The 16691-nt window shown below is 46.8% G+C and carries 16 protein-coding genes; 7 read left to right on the top strand and 9 right to left on the bottom strand.

Features of this window, described 5'->3' with window-relative positions:
* Positions 1-116 precede the first annotated feature (116 nt).
* The 3 genes from B5F25_RS10060 to B5F25_RS10050 all read right to left on the bottom strand — a co-directional run bounded on the left by B5F25_RS10060 (position 117) and on the right by B5F25_RS10050 (position 4190).
* Positions 117-1580, bottom strand: a complete 1464-nt coding sequence (locus tag B5F25_RS10060) for a tetratricopeptide repeat protein (protein ID WP_022041198.1) — start codon at positions 1578-1580, stop codon at positions 117-119.
* A 133-nt stretch (positions 1581-1713) separates the two neighbouring features.
* Positions 1714-3456 carry a glutamine--tRNA ligase/YqeY domain fusion protein gene (locus tag B5F25_RS10055; protein WP_087249350.1) on the bottom strand — a complete coding sequence of 581 codons (1743 nt, stop codon included), beginning with the start codon at positions 3454-3456 and terminating at the stop codon, positions 1714-1716.
* 125 nt (positions 3457-3581) lie between these two features.
* Positions 3582-4190 carry an HU family DNA-binding protein gene (locus tag B5F25_RS10050; protein ID WP_087249348.1) on the bottom strand — a complete coding sequence of 203 codons (609 nt, stop codon included), beginning with the start codon at positions 4188-4190 and terminating at the stop codon, positions 3582-3584.
* 234 nt (positions 4191-4424) lie between these two features.
* On the opposite strand from B5F25_RS10050, the gene B5F25_RS10045 reads away from it, so the two are divergent.
* The 7 genes from B5F25_RS10045 to serS all read left to right on the top strand — a co-directional run bounded on the left by B5F25_RS10045 (position 4425) and on the right by serS (position 10590).
* Positions 4425-4652, top strand: coding sequence for a hypothetical protein (locus tag B5F25_RS10045; protein ID WP_087249346.1), 228 nt, complete (start codon positions 4425-4427; stop codon positions 4650-4652).
* A gap of 223 nt (positions 4653-4875) precedes the next feature.
* Entirely contained in the window at positions 4876-5760 is an 885-nt protein-coding gene (locus B5F25_RS10040; RefSeq protein WP_087249344.1) for a YitT family protein, read from the top strand.
* 24 nt (positions 5761-5784) lie between these two features.
* Positions 5785-6375 (top strand): Crp/Fnr family transcriptional regulator, encoded by a 591-nt coding sequence (locus B5F25_RS10035; RefSeq protein ID WP_087249343.1) that lies wholly within the window; start codon positions 5785-5787, stop codon positions 6373-6375.
* Between the two features lie 47 nt (positions 6376-6422).
* Complete coding sequence (gene miaA, locus B5F25_RS10030; protein ID WP_022041207.1) at positions 6423-7355, top strand: tRNA (adenosine(37)-N6)-dimethylallyltransferase MiaA; 933 nt, start codon at positions 6423-6425, stop codon at positions 7353-7355.
* 65 nt (positions 7356-7420) lie between these two features.
* Entirely contained in the window at positions 7421-8353 is a 933-nt protein-coding gene (locus B5F25_RS10025) for a YegS/Rv2252/BmrU family lipid kinase (RefSeq protein ID WP_022041208.1), read from the top strand.
* Between the two features lie 76 nt (positions 8354-8429).
* Positions 8430-9236 carry a 3-deoxy-8-phosphooctulonate synthase gene (kdsA, locus tag B5F25_RS10020; protein WP_087249340.1) on the top strand — a complete coding sequence of 269 codons (807 nt, stop codon included), beginning with the start codon at positions 8430-8432 and terminating at the stop codon, positions 9234-9236.
* 79 nt (positions 9237-9315) lie between these two features.
* Positions 9316-10590, top strand: coding sequence for a serine--tRNA ligase (serS, locus tag B5F25_RS10015; RefSeq protein ID WP_022041210.1), 1275 nt, complete (start codon positions 9316-9318; stop codon positions 10588-10590).
* Between the two features lie 121 nt (positions 10591-10711).
* Here the strand turns inward: serS and B5F25_RS10010 are convergent, their stop codons facing one another.
* The 6 genes from B5F25_RS10010 to B5F25_RS09985 all read right to left on the bottom strand — a co-directional run bounded on the left by B5F25_RS10010 (position 10712) and on the right by B5F25_RS09985 (position 16691).
* Positions 10712-11698: a Gfo/Idh/MocA family oxidoreductase gene (locus tag B5F25_RS10010; protein ID WP_022041211.1), complete on the bottom strand. Its 987-nt coding sequence runs from the start codon at positions 11696-11698 to the stop codon at positions 10712-10714.
* Positions 11699-11816: 118 nt separating this feature from the next.
* Positions 11817-12638 (bottom strand): transporter substrate-binding domain-containing protein, encoded by an 822-nt coding sequence (locus B5F25_RS10005; RefSeq protein WP_022041212.1) that lies wholly within the window; start codon positions 12636-12638, stop codon positions 11817-11819.
* Between the two features lie 14 nt (positions 12639-12652).
* Complete coding sequence (locus tag B5F25_RS10000; RefSeq protein ID WP_087211888.1) at positions 12653-14776, bottom strand: putative porin; 2124 nt, start codon at positions 14774-14776, stop codon at positions 12653-12655.
* A 278-nt stretch (positions 14777-15054) separates the two neighbouring features.
* The gene (locus tag B5F25_RS09995) at positions 15055-15600 is read right to left on the bottom strand and encodes a 2-oxoacid:acceptor oxidoreductase family protein (protein WP_022041214.1); all 546 of its coding nucleotides are present in this window, start codon (positions 15598-15600) and stop codon (positions 15055-15057) included.
* A gap of 132 nt (positions 15601-15732) precedes the next feature.
* Positions 15733-16500, bottom strand: coding sequence for a thiamine pyrophosphate-dependent enzyme (locus B5F25_RS09990; protein ID WP_022041215.1), 768 nt, complete (start codon positions 16498-16500; stop codon positions 15733-15735).
* The gene (locus B5F25_RS09985) at positions 16497-16691 is read right to left on the bottom strand and encodes a hypothetical protein (protein ID WP_022041216.1); all 195 of its coding nucleotides are present in this window, start codon (positions 16689-16691) and stop codon (positions 16497-16499) included. The genes B5F25_RS09990 and B5F25_RS09985 overlap by 4 nt, the downstream gene beginning before the upstream one ends.

Below are 16691 nucleotides of genomic sequence, written 5' to 3'. Positions count from 1 at the left end.
AGCGGGCTATCTGACGAAGAACAGGAGCGAAAAAGACCAAAAAATCGCCCAAAGCACACACGAAAACGGATACATCAAGCCAAGAAAAACTTTTTGGAGAAATTCAAAACAGCTTCTTATAATTCGCCCAAGTAAGGAGAAGGATCTAATTCCTTGTTTTGAATCAGTTCGTAAATGTGCCATGCCATTTCAGAAAAATTAGTGTCCAGCTCTTGCATGGTCTTGAGCCTCTCTGTGAGCTGTTGTTTGGAGGTAAAGACAGCTCCCCGTATCATATAGTGGAGTGCTTTTTCTATTTTTCCAAGACGGTAATAGCAATATGAGATAAGATAGCTTATTTTAAACGAGTCCTGATAATCGTGTTTTTCTATCTTTTTGAATGCTTCCAGGGCTTCTTTAAAGTGAAATGCCTGAAAGTAGATAACACCGATATCAAACCATGTATCCTGGATGTTGTAGCTGTAGGCTTCGGCTTTTTTAAAAGATTTCTTGGCAGAGCTTGTGTCGTTGTAGAGTAGGGATAATTCTCCTTTCAGCAGGTAGAACTGATGGTATTTGTCGTTGTATTGCAATCCCAATTCAATGGTTTCGTAACATGCTGTTATTTCTTTGGTGCGCAAGCATGCTAACGCGTGTTTGTAGCAGATTTCTGCCATGTCTACAATTTCGCTTGCTGTAATGCGGTGGTCAAGAATAAGTTGGGTATATTGTTTCATCTTGTCATAGTCCAGCAAGTCGAAATAAATGGATGCCAGTATGTACCATATCGGTTCTTTTTCCCGGACGTGCTTTTCGATGTATTCAAGGCAGGGAATTGCTTCGTGCAGTTGTTCCAGCATCAAATGGCAATCGACTTTCAGTTTCCAGGTGGTAAGGTTTGTCTCGTCTGCTACCATGGCAAAATCAATGGCTTCGAACATCTTGTCATATTCCTTGGTCTGGGCATAGCAGCGGGCAAGGTTTTGCCAGCTGTTCACGTCATAGGGTTCTTCGTCCAGAATGGCGTTGAAGCATTGGAGGGCCTGGTCGTAGTGTTGGATTTCAAACTGGTACAGTCCCATAAGTTCCAGGGCTTCCAGATTATCCGGATTTTCATTCAAGGCTTTTTGTATCCATGGGTAAGCATATTTTTTTTGCTGATAATCGGTGTACAGCTGTGCGATATCGAGTATAGTGTCGATGTGCGGATAATCTTCATAGAGTTTGTTCAGTGTTGCCTGTGTCTGGCTCATGTCGTTTTTTTGCAGGTATAGTTCGGCATAGAGCAGCTGGGTATCGTAATCGTTTTGATAGGGGAGGTTATGAATCAGCAGATCCGCTTCGTCTGTATTCCGGCCGCTAAGCAGGGAGTGGCATTTGAAGACAAGCACGTCCTGATTTTCGGGATAGAGGGACAAGGCATAGTCGATGGCTTTGTCCGAGGCATATGGATTTCCTTTGCTGGCATAATATTCGGCAATGAGTGTCAAGTCATCGGCATCGAAATAGGTGCGTGTGCCTTCGCGTACCATGTTTTCGTATTTGGCAAGGGTTTCCTTGAAGTCCGGTTGGTTAAAAATAGAGGATGGATCTTCTTTCATGGATTAGTCTTTTGTTTATGAATTAGCAGGGTAAACAAGTGCTCTTGGTACACAAATGCCCGACAAGTGCATCGGGGATGCAAGATACTTGTCTTTTTATGGCATTTGTGGATAAAGAGCACTTATATATTGGTCATTTCCGGCTGATTTTGCTCCAGGTATCCTTGAGCGATACAGTGCGGTTGAACACCAGATGGTCTGGAGTTGAATCTTTGTCGGGTGTGAAATAGCCGATACGCTGGAACTGGAGGTAATCGAGCGGCTTGCTGTCGGCGAGGAATTTCTCTACGTAGCATTCTTGCAGTATATTCAGCGAGTCGGGATTGATCATCTCTTTCATGGCTTCCAGTGCCGAGCAGTTCTTTTCTTCGCGGATAGCCGCCATAGCATCGCGTGGGTTCTCCACCTTCCATAAGCGGTCGTACAGGCGCACTTCCGCCTTCAGGCAATGGTTGCAGCTCACCCAGTGCAGGGTGCCTTTCACCTTGCGGTTGGCTTCGGGCATGCCGCTCTTGGTATGCGGGTCGTATTCGGCATATACTTCGGTGACATTTCCGTTCTCGTCTTTCTTGCATCCGGTACATTTCACGATGTACGCGTTCTTCAGGCGCACTTCCTGTCCCGGCGTCATGCGGAAGTATTTCTTCGGCGCGTTCTCCATAAAGTCTTCGCGCTCTATCCAGAGTTCGCGGCTGAACTCGATGGTATGGGTAGGCGAGTTCGGGTCTTCGGGATTGTTGATGGCTTCCATTTCCTCCACCTGTCCTTCGGGATAGTTGGTCAGGATGAGCTTCACCGGATTCAGCACCGCCGACACACGGGTGGCACGGGCGTTGAGGTCTTCGCGTACCGCGCTTTCCAGCAGGGCGAAATCGTTCAGCGCGTCGTAGGTGGTATATCCGATTTTGTCCACAAACTTATGGATGGATTCGGGCGAATATCCTCTCCGGCGGAATCCGCACAGGGTCGGCATACGGGGGTCGTCCCATCCGTTTACCAGCCCTTCTTTCACCAGAATCAAGAGGTTGCGCTTGCTCAGCAGGATGTAACTCAGGTTCAGCTTGTTGAACTCGTACTGGCGCGGGCGGTTGTCGTCCAGGTCCTTGCCTTCTTTCACCCAGTCTACAAACAAGTCGTACAAGGGGCGGTGGGGCACAAACTCCAGCGTGCAGAGCGAGTGGGTCACCCCTTCGAAATAATCGCTTTGCCCGTGGGCGAAGTCATACATCGGGTATGCCTTCCATGTATCACCTGTGCGGTGGTGCGGGGTCTTCACTACACGGTAGATAATCGGGTCGCGGAAGTGCATGTTCGGGCTTGCCATGTCAATCTTGGCACGGAGCACCATCTTGCCTTCCTCTATCTCGCCGGCGTTCATCTTCTGGAACAGGTCGAGGCTTTCTTCCACGGGGCGGTTGCGGTACGGGCTTTCCGTTCCCGGCTGGGTCGGCGTACCTTTTTGAGCCGCTATCTCTTCCGAGGTCTGTTCGTCCACATACGCCTTTCCTTCCTTGATGAGGCGGATGGCGAAGTCCCACAATTGCTGGAAGTAATCGGAAGCATAATATTCATTGCCCCACTGGAAGCCCAGCCATTGGATGTCTTCCTTGATAGACTCTACGTATTCCACGTCTTCCTTCGTGGGGTTGGTGTCGTCGAAGCGCAGGTTGCACACGCCTCCGTATTTCTTGGCGATGCCGAAGTCCATGCAGATGGCTTTGGCATGTCCGATGTGTAAGTATCCGTTCGGTTCGGGCGGGAAACGGGTCTGTACTCTTCCCCCGTTCTTGCCTTCTTTCAAGTCTTTCTCCACAATTTGTTCGATGAAGTTCAGGCTTTTCTTTTCTGAACTTTCCGTTGCATTCATTTCAGTCATAACGCTTTCTTGTTTTTACACTTATCGGTTGCAAAAATAGTGATTCTTTTTCTAAATAGAAAAATGTAAAGAATAAAATGCGTGATGCTTCTATGGTGCACGGGACGGTAGGGGCAGCGCAGGTCTTACGGAAGCTTCACATACACCCGGTGCGGCGCGCGTCCTTCGATGCCGATAAGGTGTGCTTCCGTCCACTTGTTCAGGTCGCGCCAGGCGGTGGTCTTGGGCAGTCCTGCCAGTTCGCCGTATGCTTTCAGGGTGATATAGGCGTGGCTTTCCAGATACGACTGGAGGAGCTGCAGCCTTTCTTCTTCCGAATGCACCTTGGGATTCCGTAAGATTTTCTTTCCGGAAGGCGCGCGGAGCACGTTTCCCTGGCATTGCTTGGTGAATTTCTTCGAAGCCGTGAGCCTTACTTTGGCGAACCGGATAGACTGGGCATGCACGTCCGAGGGGTCGTACACCTCCGTATTGGCTTTGAGCGAGACCGAAGCCGTGCCGATGTTCCCTATCTGCACCCGGTATCCGTCCGACAAGTATTGTGCGGTCCAGTATTCTATTTCGTCCATCACGGCAAGGATGGTCCCCTTGGTCAGTCCCGAATGGTTGGCGATTTGTTCGGTCAGCTTCTCGAACGTAACCGTCCCTCTCGACACGATTTTAGGGTAAAGGCGTGGTGTGGTGTCTTCCACATTGGCAGAAGGCACAGGCAAGAAATCATAAAGAGCATCCATGATATTATGATATATTAAGGTTTATAATCTGTTTCCGGTAATATATATTTTATGTTCCACGGCGCGGAACGTACATTCCATGGGCTGGAATATACATTCCAAGGCGTGGAATATACGTTCCAGCCCATGGAATATAGAACTGAAACGTCTGTAAAGATAATACAATCCAAATGCGAAAGCAAATGTTTGGGGGAGAAAATGCGAATTTAGAAGCTGTTTGGAATTTATCGTGCGATGATTTGGGATGAGTTTTTGAGGCATTTTCGCTTCTGTGATGAGGAAGATACGGGTTATCTGACGAAGAACAGGAGCGAAAAGGACCAAAAAATCGCCCAAAGCACACACGAAAACGGATACATCAAGCCAAGAAAAACTTTTTGGAGAAATTCAAAACAGCTTCTTATATTTTGCGTGGTATGGAATTGTGTATTCGGGCAGGCAACCCCTGCCCCTACAAGTTAATTGGCAAGATGCAGAATTTATGAAAAATTAAGAGATTCTGTGTGCCTCTGTGCCTCTGTGGTGAGAAAATGCATAAATCTATACCGCATATAGTTTTGTACAGGCATGGCGGCACTGGCAGGCTTTCTTGGGTTTTCTTTACTTATTCTGTGGGTTTTGTACGATTATTCCGGAGTTTTTTATACTTTTGTATTCCGAAAATAAAAGCTAATTAGAAACGGACATGAATTTGATTGGAACTTTGAAAGCCAATCCCGTATGGCGGGAGGCGAAAGATTATTTGCTGATAGCCTTGGGCATGATGATGTACGGGATAGGGTGGACGGTGTTTTTATTGCCCAACAACTTGCCTTCGGGAGCTGTGCCGGGTATTGCTTCTATTATTTACTGGGCAACAGGTTTCCCCGTACAATATACGTATTTGGCTATCAACGGATTTTTGCTGTTGCTGGCATTGAAGATTCTCGGGTTGAAGTTTTGCATAAAGACCATTTGGGCGGTAATTGTACTTACGGTCTTTCTGGCTGTTATCCAGAAGCTGGTTCAGGGAGGACTGATACATGATGAGCCGTTTATGGCTTGCGTGCTGGGAGCTTCGTTTTGTGGCGGTGGAATCGGTCTGGCATTTTCTGCAAACGGAAGTACAGGCGGCACAGACATCATTGCGGCCATTGTGAACAAATATCGCGACATCTCGCTGGGGAGGGTGATTCTGATGTGTGATGTCATTATCATTTCTTCCAGTTATCTGGTGTTGCATGATTGGGAGCGGGTGGTTTATGGTTACGTAGTCTTGTTTATCACCAGTTTTGTCATTGACCAGGTGGTGAACAGTGCACGCCAGTCGGTCCAGTTTTTCATCATATCCAATAAATACGAAGAAATCGGACACCGCATCAATAAAGACCTGCATCGGGGGGTGACATTTATCGATGGTGTAGGCTGCTATACGAACAATGGTGTAAAACTGATGTTTGTCTTGGCAAAAAAACGGGAGTCGAATACCATTTTCCGCCTGATAAAGGATATTGACCCTCATGCATTCGTTTCGCAGAGTGCGGTGATTGGTGTCTTTGGAGAAGGATTCGACCGGATCAAAGTAAAATGAAAAACTTTTTTAATCGAAATATCTATGACGACAACGAGTATTGAAATAGCGCGGCAGATGGCGGGCGATCACAATGTGGCGCTTGCTAAGGAAAGTGTTCACGCATTGGCTGATATTTTGGTCGGCAGGAAATACAAGAAAGGTGAAATGGTGCTGAATGAAGGCGAAGTATGTACTTGTGTGCGTTACATCGAGAAAGGTATGCTGCGCCAGTTCTATTTCAAGTATGGGAAGGATATGACCGAACATATTGCATACGAGAAAGGGGAGGTGGTTTGTCTGGAAAGCTATTTCCGTCAGGAGCCTACCCGTCTGATGATAGAAGCTTTGGAACCGACGGTGCTGTGGGAGATAGACAAGGCAGGCATCGACCGTTTATCAATAGAATATGCGGATATCGGGGTGCTGTATCGGAAGATTTTAGAGAATTCGTTGATAGAATCGCAGGTGAAGGCCGACACGTTGCGTTTCGAGTCTGCTCATGAACGTTATAACAAACTGTTCCAGCTGCATCCGGAAATCCTGAAGCGGGCACCATTGGTCTACATCGCTTCGCTGCTCCAGATGACTCCGGAAACCTTGAGCCGTGTACGTTCGGCAAGCCTGAACAGTTGAGATGTGCGTGATAAGTGATTTATGGGTCTGTAAAGAACTGGATATTTATGACATATGACTTGATTACCATATTAGGTCCTACCGCATCGGGAAAAACACCGCTTGCAGCGGCTTTGGCCCATCGTCTTCATACGGAAATCATCAGCGGTGACAGCCGTCAGGTGTATCGCAGGATGGATTTGGGGACCGGAAAAGACCTTGCTGACTATGTCGTAGACGGACACCGGATACCTTATCACTTGATAGATATTGCAGAACCTGGAACGAAATATAACGTTTTCGAGTTTCAGCACGATTTCCTGCAGGCATACGAGGATATCCGTTCGCGGGGAAAGCTTCCCGTCTTGTGCGGTGGAACAGGCATGTATCTGGAGTCTGTATTAAAAGGATACAAGTTGCTTCCTGTACCTGAAAATCCGGCATTGCGTGAAAGACTTGCCGGTAAATCATTGGAAGAGTTGACGGTTCTCCTTTCGACGTATAAGACTTTGCATAATTCTACCGATGTAGATACGGTGAAACGTGCCATTCGTGCCATCGAAATAGAAGAGTATTACCGCACGCAACCTGTCGATGCCCGGGATTTTCCGGAAATCCATAGCCTGATTATCGGGGTGGATATCGACCGTGATTTGCGTCGTAAAAAGATTACATACCGGTTGCGACAGCGTTTGGACGAAGGAATGGTGGACGAAGTACGGCGGTTGCTGGAAGAAGGCATTGCTCCGGAAGACCTGCTCTATTATGGACTGGAGTACAAATACCTTACCCTGTATGTAACGGGAGCCTTGACTTACGATGAGATGTTCCGTCAGTTGGAGATAGCTATCCATCAGTTTGCTAAACGGCAGATGACGTGGTTCCGGGGGATGGAGCGGCGCGGGTTTACCATTCATTGGATAGATGCTACGCGTCCGCTGGAAGAGAAAGTGGAGGAAATAATGAGATTGCTTGATACGAATCAAACCGAATATCCGTGAGATACCTGTAAGGTAGAAAATTTGGCAAATTGTGGACATTTATACAAATCAATAAATAAAGGATTATGGCAGTAGAACCTACCCGCTGGGGCGTAATATACAATCCGAAAGCCGGAAGCCGGAAAGCACAGAAGCGGTGGAAAGCAATTCGCGATTACATGGAGAGCCGGAACGTACAATTCGACTATGTGCAGTCGGAGGGATTTGGGTCGGTGGAGCGTTTGGCGCGCACCTTGGCTAATAACGGTTATCGCACCATTGTTGTGGTAGGTGGCGACGGAGCATTGAATGATGCGGTAAATGGCATTATGCTGTCTGATGCCGAGGACAGACATGACATTGCCTTGGGCATTATTCCCAATGGCATAGGGAATGACTTTGCCAAGTATTGGGGATTGGATTCGGATGATTATCGGGGGGCGGTTGATGTACTTATCAACCGTCGGTTGCGGAAGGTAGATGTAGGTGTGTTTGGTTATTACGACGGGCAGACGCATGTGAAGCGTTATTTCCTGAATGCAGTATATATCGGGTTGGGGGCGCGTATCGTTATCATCACCAATGAGACACGCCGGTTCTGGGGGATTCCTTTGTTCTCGTATCTCTCTTCATTGTTTTTGGTGGCATTTGAGCGTAAGCTGTACCGGATGCATCTGAAAGTAAACGATGAACATATTCGTGGACGTCTGATGGCTGTGGCGATAGGAAGTGCACGGGGATATGGATTGACACCTAGTGCTGTGCCTTATAATGGATGGCTGGACGTATCACTGATATATCGCCCGGAATTGCGTCAGTTGGTGTCGGGCTTGTGGATGTTGCAGCAGGGAAGGCTTTTGAATCACAAGACTGTGAAGCCTTACCGTACACGACAGGTGAAAATCCTTCGGGCGCAAAATGCCGAAATCAGTCTGGACGGGCGTGTTTGGTTCGACCGTCATTTCCCTATCGAAATAACCATTGCTCCCGAAGCATTGACACTGATAATTCCGGAATAAGTGGCTGTACATAATAGTTGGTGTATATTGAAAAGAACTTAATTTTGCACACATATTTAACAATAGATAATATACAATGATACAGACAATAGATGACCTGGTCCGTTCGGATAATTTTTTTCTGTTGGCGGGACCGTGTGTAATTGAAGGCGAGGATATGGCGTTGCGCATAGCTGAGCGTGTGGTAAAAATAACCGACCGTTTGCATATACCTTATGTGTTCAAGGGTTCTTATCGTAAGGCGAACCGTTCGCGTCTGGATTCGTTTACTGGCATCGGCGATGAAAAAGCATTAAAGGTCTTGGAAAAAGTAAGAAGTACCTTTGGTGTGCCGGTAGTGACCGATATTCATGCGGCTGAAGAAGCCGGCATGGCTGCCGAATACGTGGATATATTGCAAATACCTGCGTTTTTGTGTCGTCAGACCGATTTGCTGGTAGCGGCTGCCCGGACGGGCAAGATAGTTAATATTAAAAAAGGACAGTTCCTTTCTCCCGCTGCGATGCGTTTTGCAGCCGATAAGGTAGTGGAAGCTGGAAATCCGCAAGTGATGCTGACTGAAAGGGGAGTCACATTTGGTTATCACGACTTGATTGTCGATTATCGGGGGATTCCCGAAATGCAGGCTTTCGGGCATCCGGTCATACTGGATGTGACCCATTCGCTCCAGCAGCCCAATCAGGCTTCGGGCGTGACGGGAGGTATGCCCCAGCTGATAGAAACCATAGCCAAAGCCGGAGTGGCGGTAGGTGTGGATGGTTTGTTTATGGAGACGCACGAAGACCCTTCGGTGGCTAAAAGTGATGGGGCAAACATGCTGAAGCTCGATTTGCTGGAGGGTTTACTCGAAAAACTGGTGCGCATCCGTCAAAGTATCTTGTAAGAATCATTGTTTATGTTTCAATAAAAGAATATCTTTGCATCACGAAAACAAGATCTAAGATTATTAAAAGACTAAAGATATGCTTACAATTAAACAAATTACAGAGGATACCGACAAGGTAATCCGTGGATTGGAGAAAAAGCATTTCGCAAATGCAAAAGAAACCATTGCCCAAGTGCTCGAACTGAACAGCAAGCGTCGTAATGCACAAGCTCAATTGGATAAGAATCTGGCAGAAGTAAATGCTACATCGAAAACCATCGGACAGTTGATGAAAGAAGGGAAGAAAGAAGAAGCCGAAACAGCCAAGGCACGTGTGTCAGAAATCAAGGAAACAAGCAAGGCTTTGCAGGCAGAAATGGATCAGGCTGCTGAAGACATGCAGAATTTGCTGTATACCATTCCAAATGTGCCTTACGAGGAAGTGCCCGAAGGTGCTGGTGCCGAAGATAATCTGGTAGTGAAAATGGGAGGCATGGAAACCGAACTTCCGAAAGACGCACTGCCTCATTGGGAGTTGGCAAAAAAATACAACCTGATTGATTTTGATTTGGGTGTGAAGATAACAGGAGCCGGCTTCCCGGTCTATCGGGGACAGGGGGCACGCTTACAACGTGCGCTCATCAATTTCTTTCTCGATGAAGCTCGTGCCGCTGGTTATGAAGAAATAATGCCTCCTACGGTGGTAAATGCTGCTTCGGGTTACGGAACGGGACAGTTGCCTGATAAAGAAGGGCAGATGTATCATTGCAACTTGGATGATTTGTACCTGATTCCGACAGCAGAAGTTCCCGTCACAAACATTTACCGCGACGTGATACTTGATGAAAAGCAGTTACCCATCAAGAATTGTGCTTATACCGAATGTTTCCGTCGTGAAGCAGGTTCATATGGCAAAGATGTGCGTGGCCTAAACCGTTTGCACGAGTTTTCAAAAGTAGAACTGGTGCGCATTGATACCCCCGAACATTCCCGCCAGTCGCATCAGGAGATGCTCGATCACGTAGAAGGTTTGCTGAAGAAACTGGAATTACCTTATCGTATTCTGCGTTTGTGCGGAGGTGACATCAGCTTTACTGCTGCTATCTGTTACGATTTCGAAGTTTATTCGGAAGCTCAGAAACGTTGGCTGGAAGTAAGCTCGGTATCCAATTTTGATACGTATCAGGCAAACCGTTTGAAGTGCCGTTATCGTACTGCCAATAAGAAGACAGAGCTTTGTCACACGCTGAATGGTTCGGCACTTGCCTTGCCGCGTATTGTGGCAGCCCTGCTCGAAAACAACCAGACGCCGGAAGGTATCCGTATTCCGAAAGCATTGGTTCCGTATTGCGGATTCGATATGATTAAATAAAAAGTATATTTGATTTTCCTTTGAACACAGAAACCCTAAGACACGGAGTTTAATCTATCAGATTGTTTTCGTGTCTTTGTGTTTCTGTGTTTTTTTCAGAGCTTTTCAATTATTCGTTTTCTTACAGTTTGTTCAGGATGCGGTCCATTACCCAGTTGGTGGGAGTGGCGCTTATGCCGTCGCATGTACAGATGGCTTTTCCTTGCAGATGCTCCACTACGGCTTTGATTAGCGGAAGCTGCACATAGGACGGATTTTGTGGAAGGATTTCCTCACGTCCATGTTCCGTATGTAAGCCGATAGGCTCGTAGGTAAAGACAGAGAAGCAAATCATTCCTTTGTCACCAATAATTTCAATGCGGTCTTCTTTTGCCGATTCGTGGGCAACAAAACACCACGAGCCGGAACCAGGCAATCCGGATTCGAACTTAAAGCAAGCACTGATGGTGTCTTCTGCCTGGTATAGTCCGCCACGGTTGCTCTTATATCCTTCTGCTTCCAGGATGCATCCGAACATTTCCTGCAGTAAATCCAGCTGGTGGGGAGCCAGATCATAGAAATAACCTCCTCCGGCAATGTCGGGCTGTACACGCCATGGCAGGTTGGTGCTGTTATAATCCAAGTCGCGTGGAGGCTGTGCAAAACGTATTTGTACATTGATGACATTTCCTATCTTGCCTTCTTCTACCAGTTGACGAACCTTTTGGAAATAGGGTAAATAGCGGCGATAATAGGCTACAAAGCAAGGTACACCTGTTTCTTGTGAGATGCGGTTGATACGTGCACAGTCTTCGTAGGTGGCTGCCATAGGTTTTTCAATGTATACAGGTTTTCCTGCCTTCATGGCCATAATGGCAAAGGTGGCATGTGAAGAGGGAGGCGTGGCGATGTAAATGGCGTTTACATCCTCGTCACCTATCAGTTCTTGCGCATCAGTATACCAGCGAGGAATGTTGTGTCGGTGTGCATACGATTTTACTTTTTCTTCATCGCGGCTCATGACGGCAACAACACGTGAACCGTCTATCATATTGAAAGCGGGACCACTCTTTTTTTCGGTCACTTCGCCACAACCGATGAATCCCCAGTTTACCTTGTCTAATTGCATAGTTTTCAAGTTTTGTTTTTCAGTTAACTTATTAATTGGTCTATATTTGTATATCACATGGAGAGAATTTAAACAGGCTCTAAAGTATCTGTGTATCTTCTTCTGTGATGAGATGTCATTAAAAGTATTTGTTGTACAGTTTCTTGTAAGAGGCGGTTTTGCTGTACCGTTCAAGCCAATGGTTGAGGGTATCCAGCAAGGCAGGCGAATGCTTGTTTACGCCCCAGGCATAAAATTGCGTGAAACTGATAGCTGTATTGATGTCAAGGTTCGGGAAGCGTTCCTGCAAAGAGCGGGCGATGCTTTCATCGCATACGGCATAGTCGATGTCTTTTCCTGCCACCATGGCAAGAAGCTGTTCAGGTCCGTATTGTTCCACTTCCTGGATGTAGATGGTATCGGCTATTTCACTGATAAGGTTGTGGAGCCGGAGCAATGCCGGAGAACCTTTGATGACATGCAATTGTTTGTGTGCCAGGTCGAGCTGGCTGCGGATATAAGTGCTGTCTTGTTCGTTTTCGGGTTTTCGCTGTACCAGCACTTGTTTGCTTAACGTCAACGGACGGGTAAAGAGCAATGTGTCTTTCGATTGGGATGTGATAACGGTTCCTGTCGCCAGAAGATCGTATTTTCCTTTAGTGACACCTGCAAGTCGTTTCTCAAAGCTCATTTCTGGAGTTATTTCCAGTTTCAGGTGTTTGTCAGAGGCAAAAGCATTCAGTAGTTCATAATCGAATCCTTGCAGCGTGTCTCTGTTTATGTGGTAGCTGATAGCGTTGTATTCGGTCACTGCACGCAACACGCCCGATTGAACAATTTCGGCATAGTCGCGAGGGGAATAGGCAGGACTATTTTCTTTCTGTGTGCCGAATACAATAAATCCTGCAACAATAACTATTGCCACAATGCTGTATCGGATGAAGGGTTTGCCTTTCTGCATAATGTACGGGTTTTTTAGTCAAAGAAGTTCCACGATATGCCGATTTTGAACAGACGCGGATTCAGTGGGTAGTGGGGAGCCAGGAAATAACTGTGGGTTCCTTGTCCTTGAATCAGGTTGTACATCATCAGGAAGATACGCGTGCGTTTCAGGTGCAGGTTGATGTAACCGTTCACTAAAGGATAGTTCCCTAATTTGTAGCGCGTGTCTTTGTTTTGCAGATAGAATTGACCGATTGCCGGCGCATAGTCGGGGGCATAATATTCGGTGAAATAGCGCACGTCGGCACCCATTTCTACTTTCAAAACCTTCTTTGCCAGCCCGAAGCTGAGGTAGAGGTTATGGTACAAGACCAGTTTCGGCAATGGAAGGATGTCTTGGTTGCTTGAAGTCTGGTAAGTCACTTCGTTATCCAGGTGAAAAATACCCAGTTTGAAATCTTGCCGGAGCGATGCGCTGAATACCTGGATGCTCCCCGAGTGTTGGGCTACTCCTAGATTGTTCAGGTAATGAGTTGTGGTTCCACTTTCGTTGCTGCTGCCTGTTCCGTCTCCGCTACTGCCTTGTCCGTCACTTACCGAAAGGTTATCGAGATAAGTATAGTTGGTGATGTTTTCTACACCAGCTTTCAGTTGCGTACGCCAACGGTCAATGCTGAGTTGTCCTTCAATGCGGGTACGCATCATTTTCGAAAGGTCGTTATTGTCCCACCAATAATGTTTCGAGTGGAAATGACGATAGTAGAATGTCGGGTTTTGGTTCTTGATATAGGCATTTGCCTGTAAACGGACGGTATCATTGAACAGGCGGAAGTTCATGTTTCCGCGTCCTTCCACCGAAAATGCTCCGGCATCTTCACCTATCAGTGCAAATTCACCCGTTACGTTATAATGGAACATTTTGCCTTGTTCTTTGATGAGTTGTCCTCCCACAGAAATGACATTTTCCGTATAATCTGTAGGAATACGTTGTCCGGGAGTTCCGGCGATGGTGTCGGTCATCGTAAAGCGGCGGAATTCGTGGGTGACGAAAGCGGTAAGGCCGGCTTTTGCCCATTTGTTGAATCCCTCGCGCAGTGATATGCCGAGCGTGTTCTTTACTGCCAGATAGTCTGTCTTGTCACGTTCTATGTCGGGCAAGAAATTATTTAGAAAGTATTCCGTGTTCTCTGTTTCATCTTGTGAGATATATTGGCGTCTTGCCACGTCTACTTTCACCGTGTGCATGAAACTGGTGACAGGTACGAATACCTGTGTGTTGGTTGTATCGTTTTCGTCCGGATTGTCACGGTAGAATCCTAAGTTATACCGATGAGTCAGGAAAGCATGGTATCCTGTGTTGTGGTTCCATATGGCACTCAGGTTGGTCGGGATTTCGCTATTGGCGTATGTACGTCCTCCTTCAGCCATATCCAGCGGCGCACTGACGTAACGATCATCGGTGATACCGCCGTTTTCGGCTACCTTCAAGTTGTCGTTGATGAAGCTGAAATGCATATTGTATTTGTCACCCAGATAGTAGGCAAATAGGTTTCCGTTGAATAAAGCTGTTGACTGGTGGGCGTATTTCCCTCGTCCGTACACATAGTCGATGTTGAACCCGAATCCCAGCCGTTTGTTGGCATTCACGGCAAAATAGGCTTTGAAACGTTCTTCTCCGTCGCGGCTGCTACCTTGTTTATAATAAGTCAAGTTGACAAAGGGCGACTTGGTGTTTGTGTATGTTACGTCTTGCGGTTGTAACACAGTGTAATCGTAAGGGTCGAAAAAGAAGAACTGGCTGGCATCTTTACGGTCGAAAAATACATGAGCAATACGGGGAGCTCCCAAGTTCCCCAAATAGGTATAATGTCCGTAAGGACCTCCTGTATCGTTCGTGTTTTGGAAGCCATGCTGCAAAGTATCGACAGGCACTTCGGTACGGTTTCCGAAACGGGCATCAATTTTCCACGATGTCAGCCCGATGGGAATGGTGCTGGCATCGTTAACGGCGGTTGTGTCTATCGGATTCCCGTTCCGGTCGTACATATCTCGGTCTGTACCTGATGCCGAACTTCCGAATTGGTTGGATAACGTGTTCTGTGCGGACAGTTTGCCGCATATCAGTGCTATGATTGCTATAAAAAGTATCTTCCTCATAATGGGGACAAAGATATAAAAGAAAAACGAAACAAGGGATAACTTAGGGGCAGATTTGCAGATATTCGTCATTGTTAAACGGGGCAAATGCATCTAAGAAGCTATTTTGAATTTCTCCAAAAAGTTTTATTGAATATCCGCATTCCACCCGATTGCCATGTAGGGGCGTATCGCATACGCCCAAAACATTCACGTGGATTAGTTGATGCATTCGGACGTATGCGATATGCCCCTACATAGGATATCTGCGGATATTCAAAACAATTCCTTAATCTGGGTTACTTCATTTCCTTGATGATGTCCATGCCGATGTGGATAGCTTCTTCATTCATTGGAATCAGGCTGTGATGACGTTCGGGAAGTGTCTTGTACAAGGCTTTTACCACACTTGCGATGGATACAATGGGACGGATTTTCAGCAGTCCGCCTAATACAATCATGTTGAAAGTCTTTGCCATCTTCCGTTCGTTGGCTTCGTCCATGGCGTTGATGCGATAGACGTGGATATCTTTGCGGGTAGGCGGATTGATTATGCCATAGCCGTCGTAAATCAGTACGCCGCCAGGTTTCACTTTACTTTCGAACTTTGCCAGAGAAGGTTGGTTTAAGATGATGGCGGTATCGTATTTGCTCAGAATCGGAGAAGATATGCGTTCGTCGCTCACGATGACCGTGACGTTGGCGGTTCCTCCGCGTTGTTCGGGGCCATAGGCAGGCATCCAGGTCACTTCTTTGCCTTCCATCAGACCGGAGTAGGCAAGGATTTTTCCCATCGACAATACGCCTTGGCCTCCGAATCCAGCTATAATGATTTCTTCTGTCATATTGTTTTGAGTTTTTAAGTTTTTTAGTTTTTAAGTCTTTAAGTTCTTGAGTTTTTTAGTTCTATAGTTCTTAAGTTTGCAAATAAAATGCTGTCAGTATTGCAGAGCTTAAAAACTCAAGAACTTAAAAACTCAAATCGTCGTATCTTTCAAGTCGCCCAGCGGGTAGAAAGGAAACATGTGTTCTTCCATCCATTTGTTGGCTGCTTCGGGAGTCATTTTCCAGCCCGAGCTGCAGGTCGACACGATTTCTACCAGGCTGGAACCTTTGCCCTGCATCGAGTTTTCGAAAGCTTTGCGGATAGCTTTCTTCGCCTTGCGGATAGCTGCAACGGTGTGCACAGACTGGCGGGTGACATAGCAAGTGCCTTGCAGGGTGGCTGCTATTTCGGTCATCTTCAGCGGATAACCGTGGATTTCCGGATTACGTCCGTAGGGGCAAGTGGCGGTTTTCATGCCGACGAGAGTGGTAGGCGCCATTTGTCCACCTGTCATACCGTAAATGGCATTGTTGATAAAAATGATGGCGATGTTATCACCACGGTTCAGGGCGTGAATGCTTTCGGCAGTTCCGATACATGCCAGGTCGCCATCGCCTTGATATGTGAATACCAGGCGGTCGGGCCACAAGCGCTTGATGGCTCCTGCCAATGCGGGTGCACGTCCGTGTGCGGCTTCCTGACAGTCGATGTCCAGGTAATTATACATAAAGACGGCACATCCTACAGGGCTGATGCCGATGGCTTTTTCAGTCATGCCCATTTCGTCGATGACTTCAGCTATCAGCTTGTGTACGACTCCATGGCTGCATCCCGGGCAGTAGTGCATCGGGTTGTCGTTCAATAAACGAGGTTTCTGGTAAACCAGGTTTTCGGGTTTTACGATATCTTCTTTTGTCATAGTTTTCCTCCTTGTCGATTACGTTGAGAGAATCGGAGCGCGTACTCTATCATTTTTATAATGATGGATGTCGCACATACGTAGAAAAATACGGTCTGGTTGACATCTGTAAAGAACAGGATGATAGTAGCCACTGCACCTATCATAAAAACAATGTTCAGTACGGTTCTGATCTGGTTTATCTTGTTCAT

The organism is Bacteroides sp. An19, assembly GCF_002160215.1.
Classification (GTDB): domain Bacteria; phylum Bacteroidota; class Bacteroidia; order Bacteroidales; family Bacteroidaceae; genus Phocaeicola; species Phocaeicola intestinalis.
Note: the sequence above shows the minus strand (reverse complement) of the source record. Positions and strands in the feature narration are given on the sequence as shown.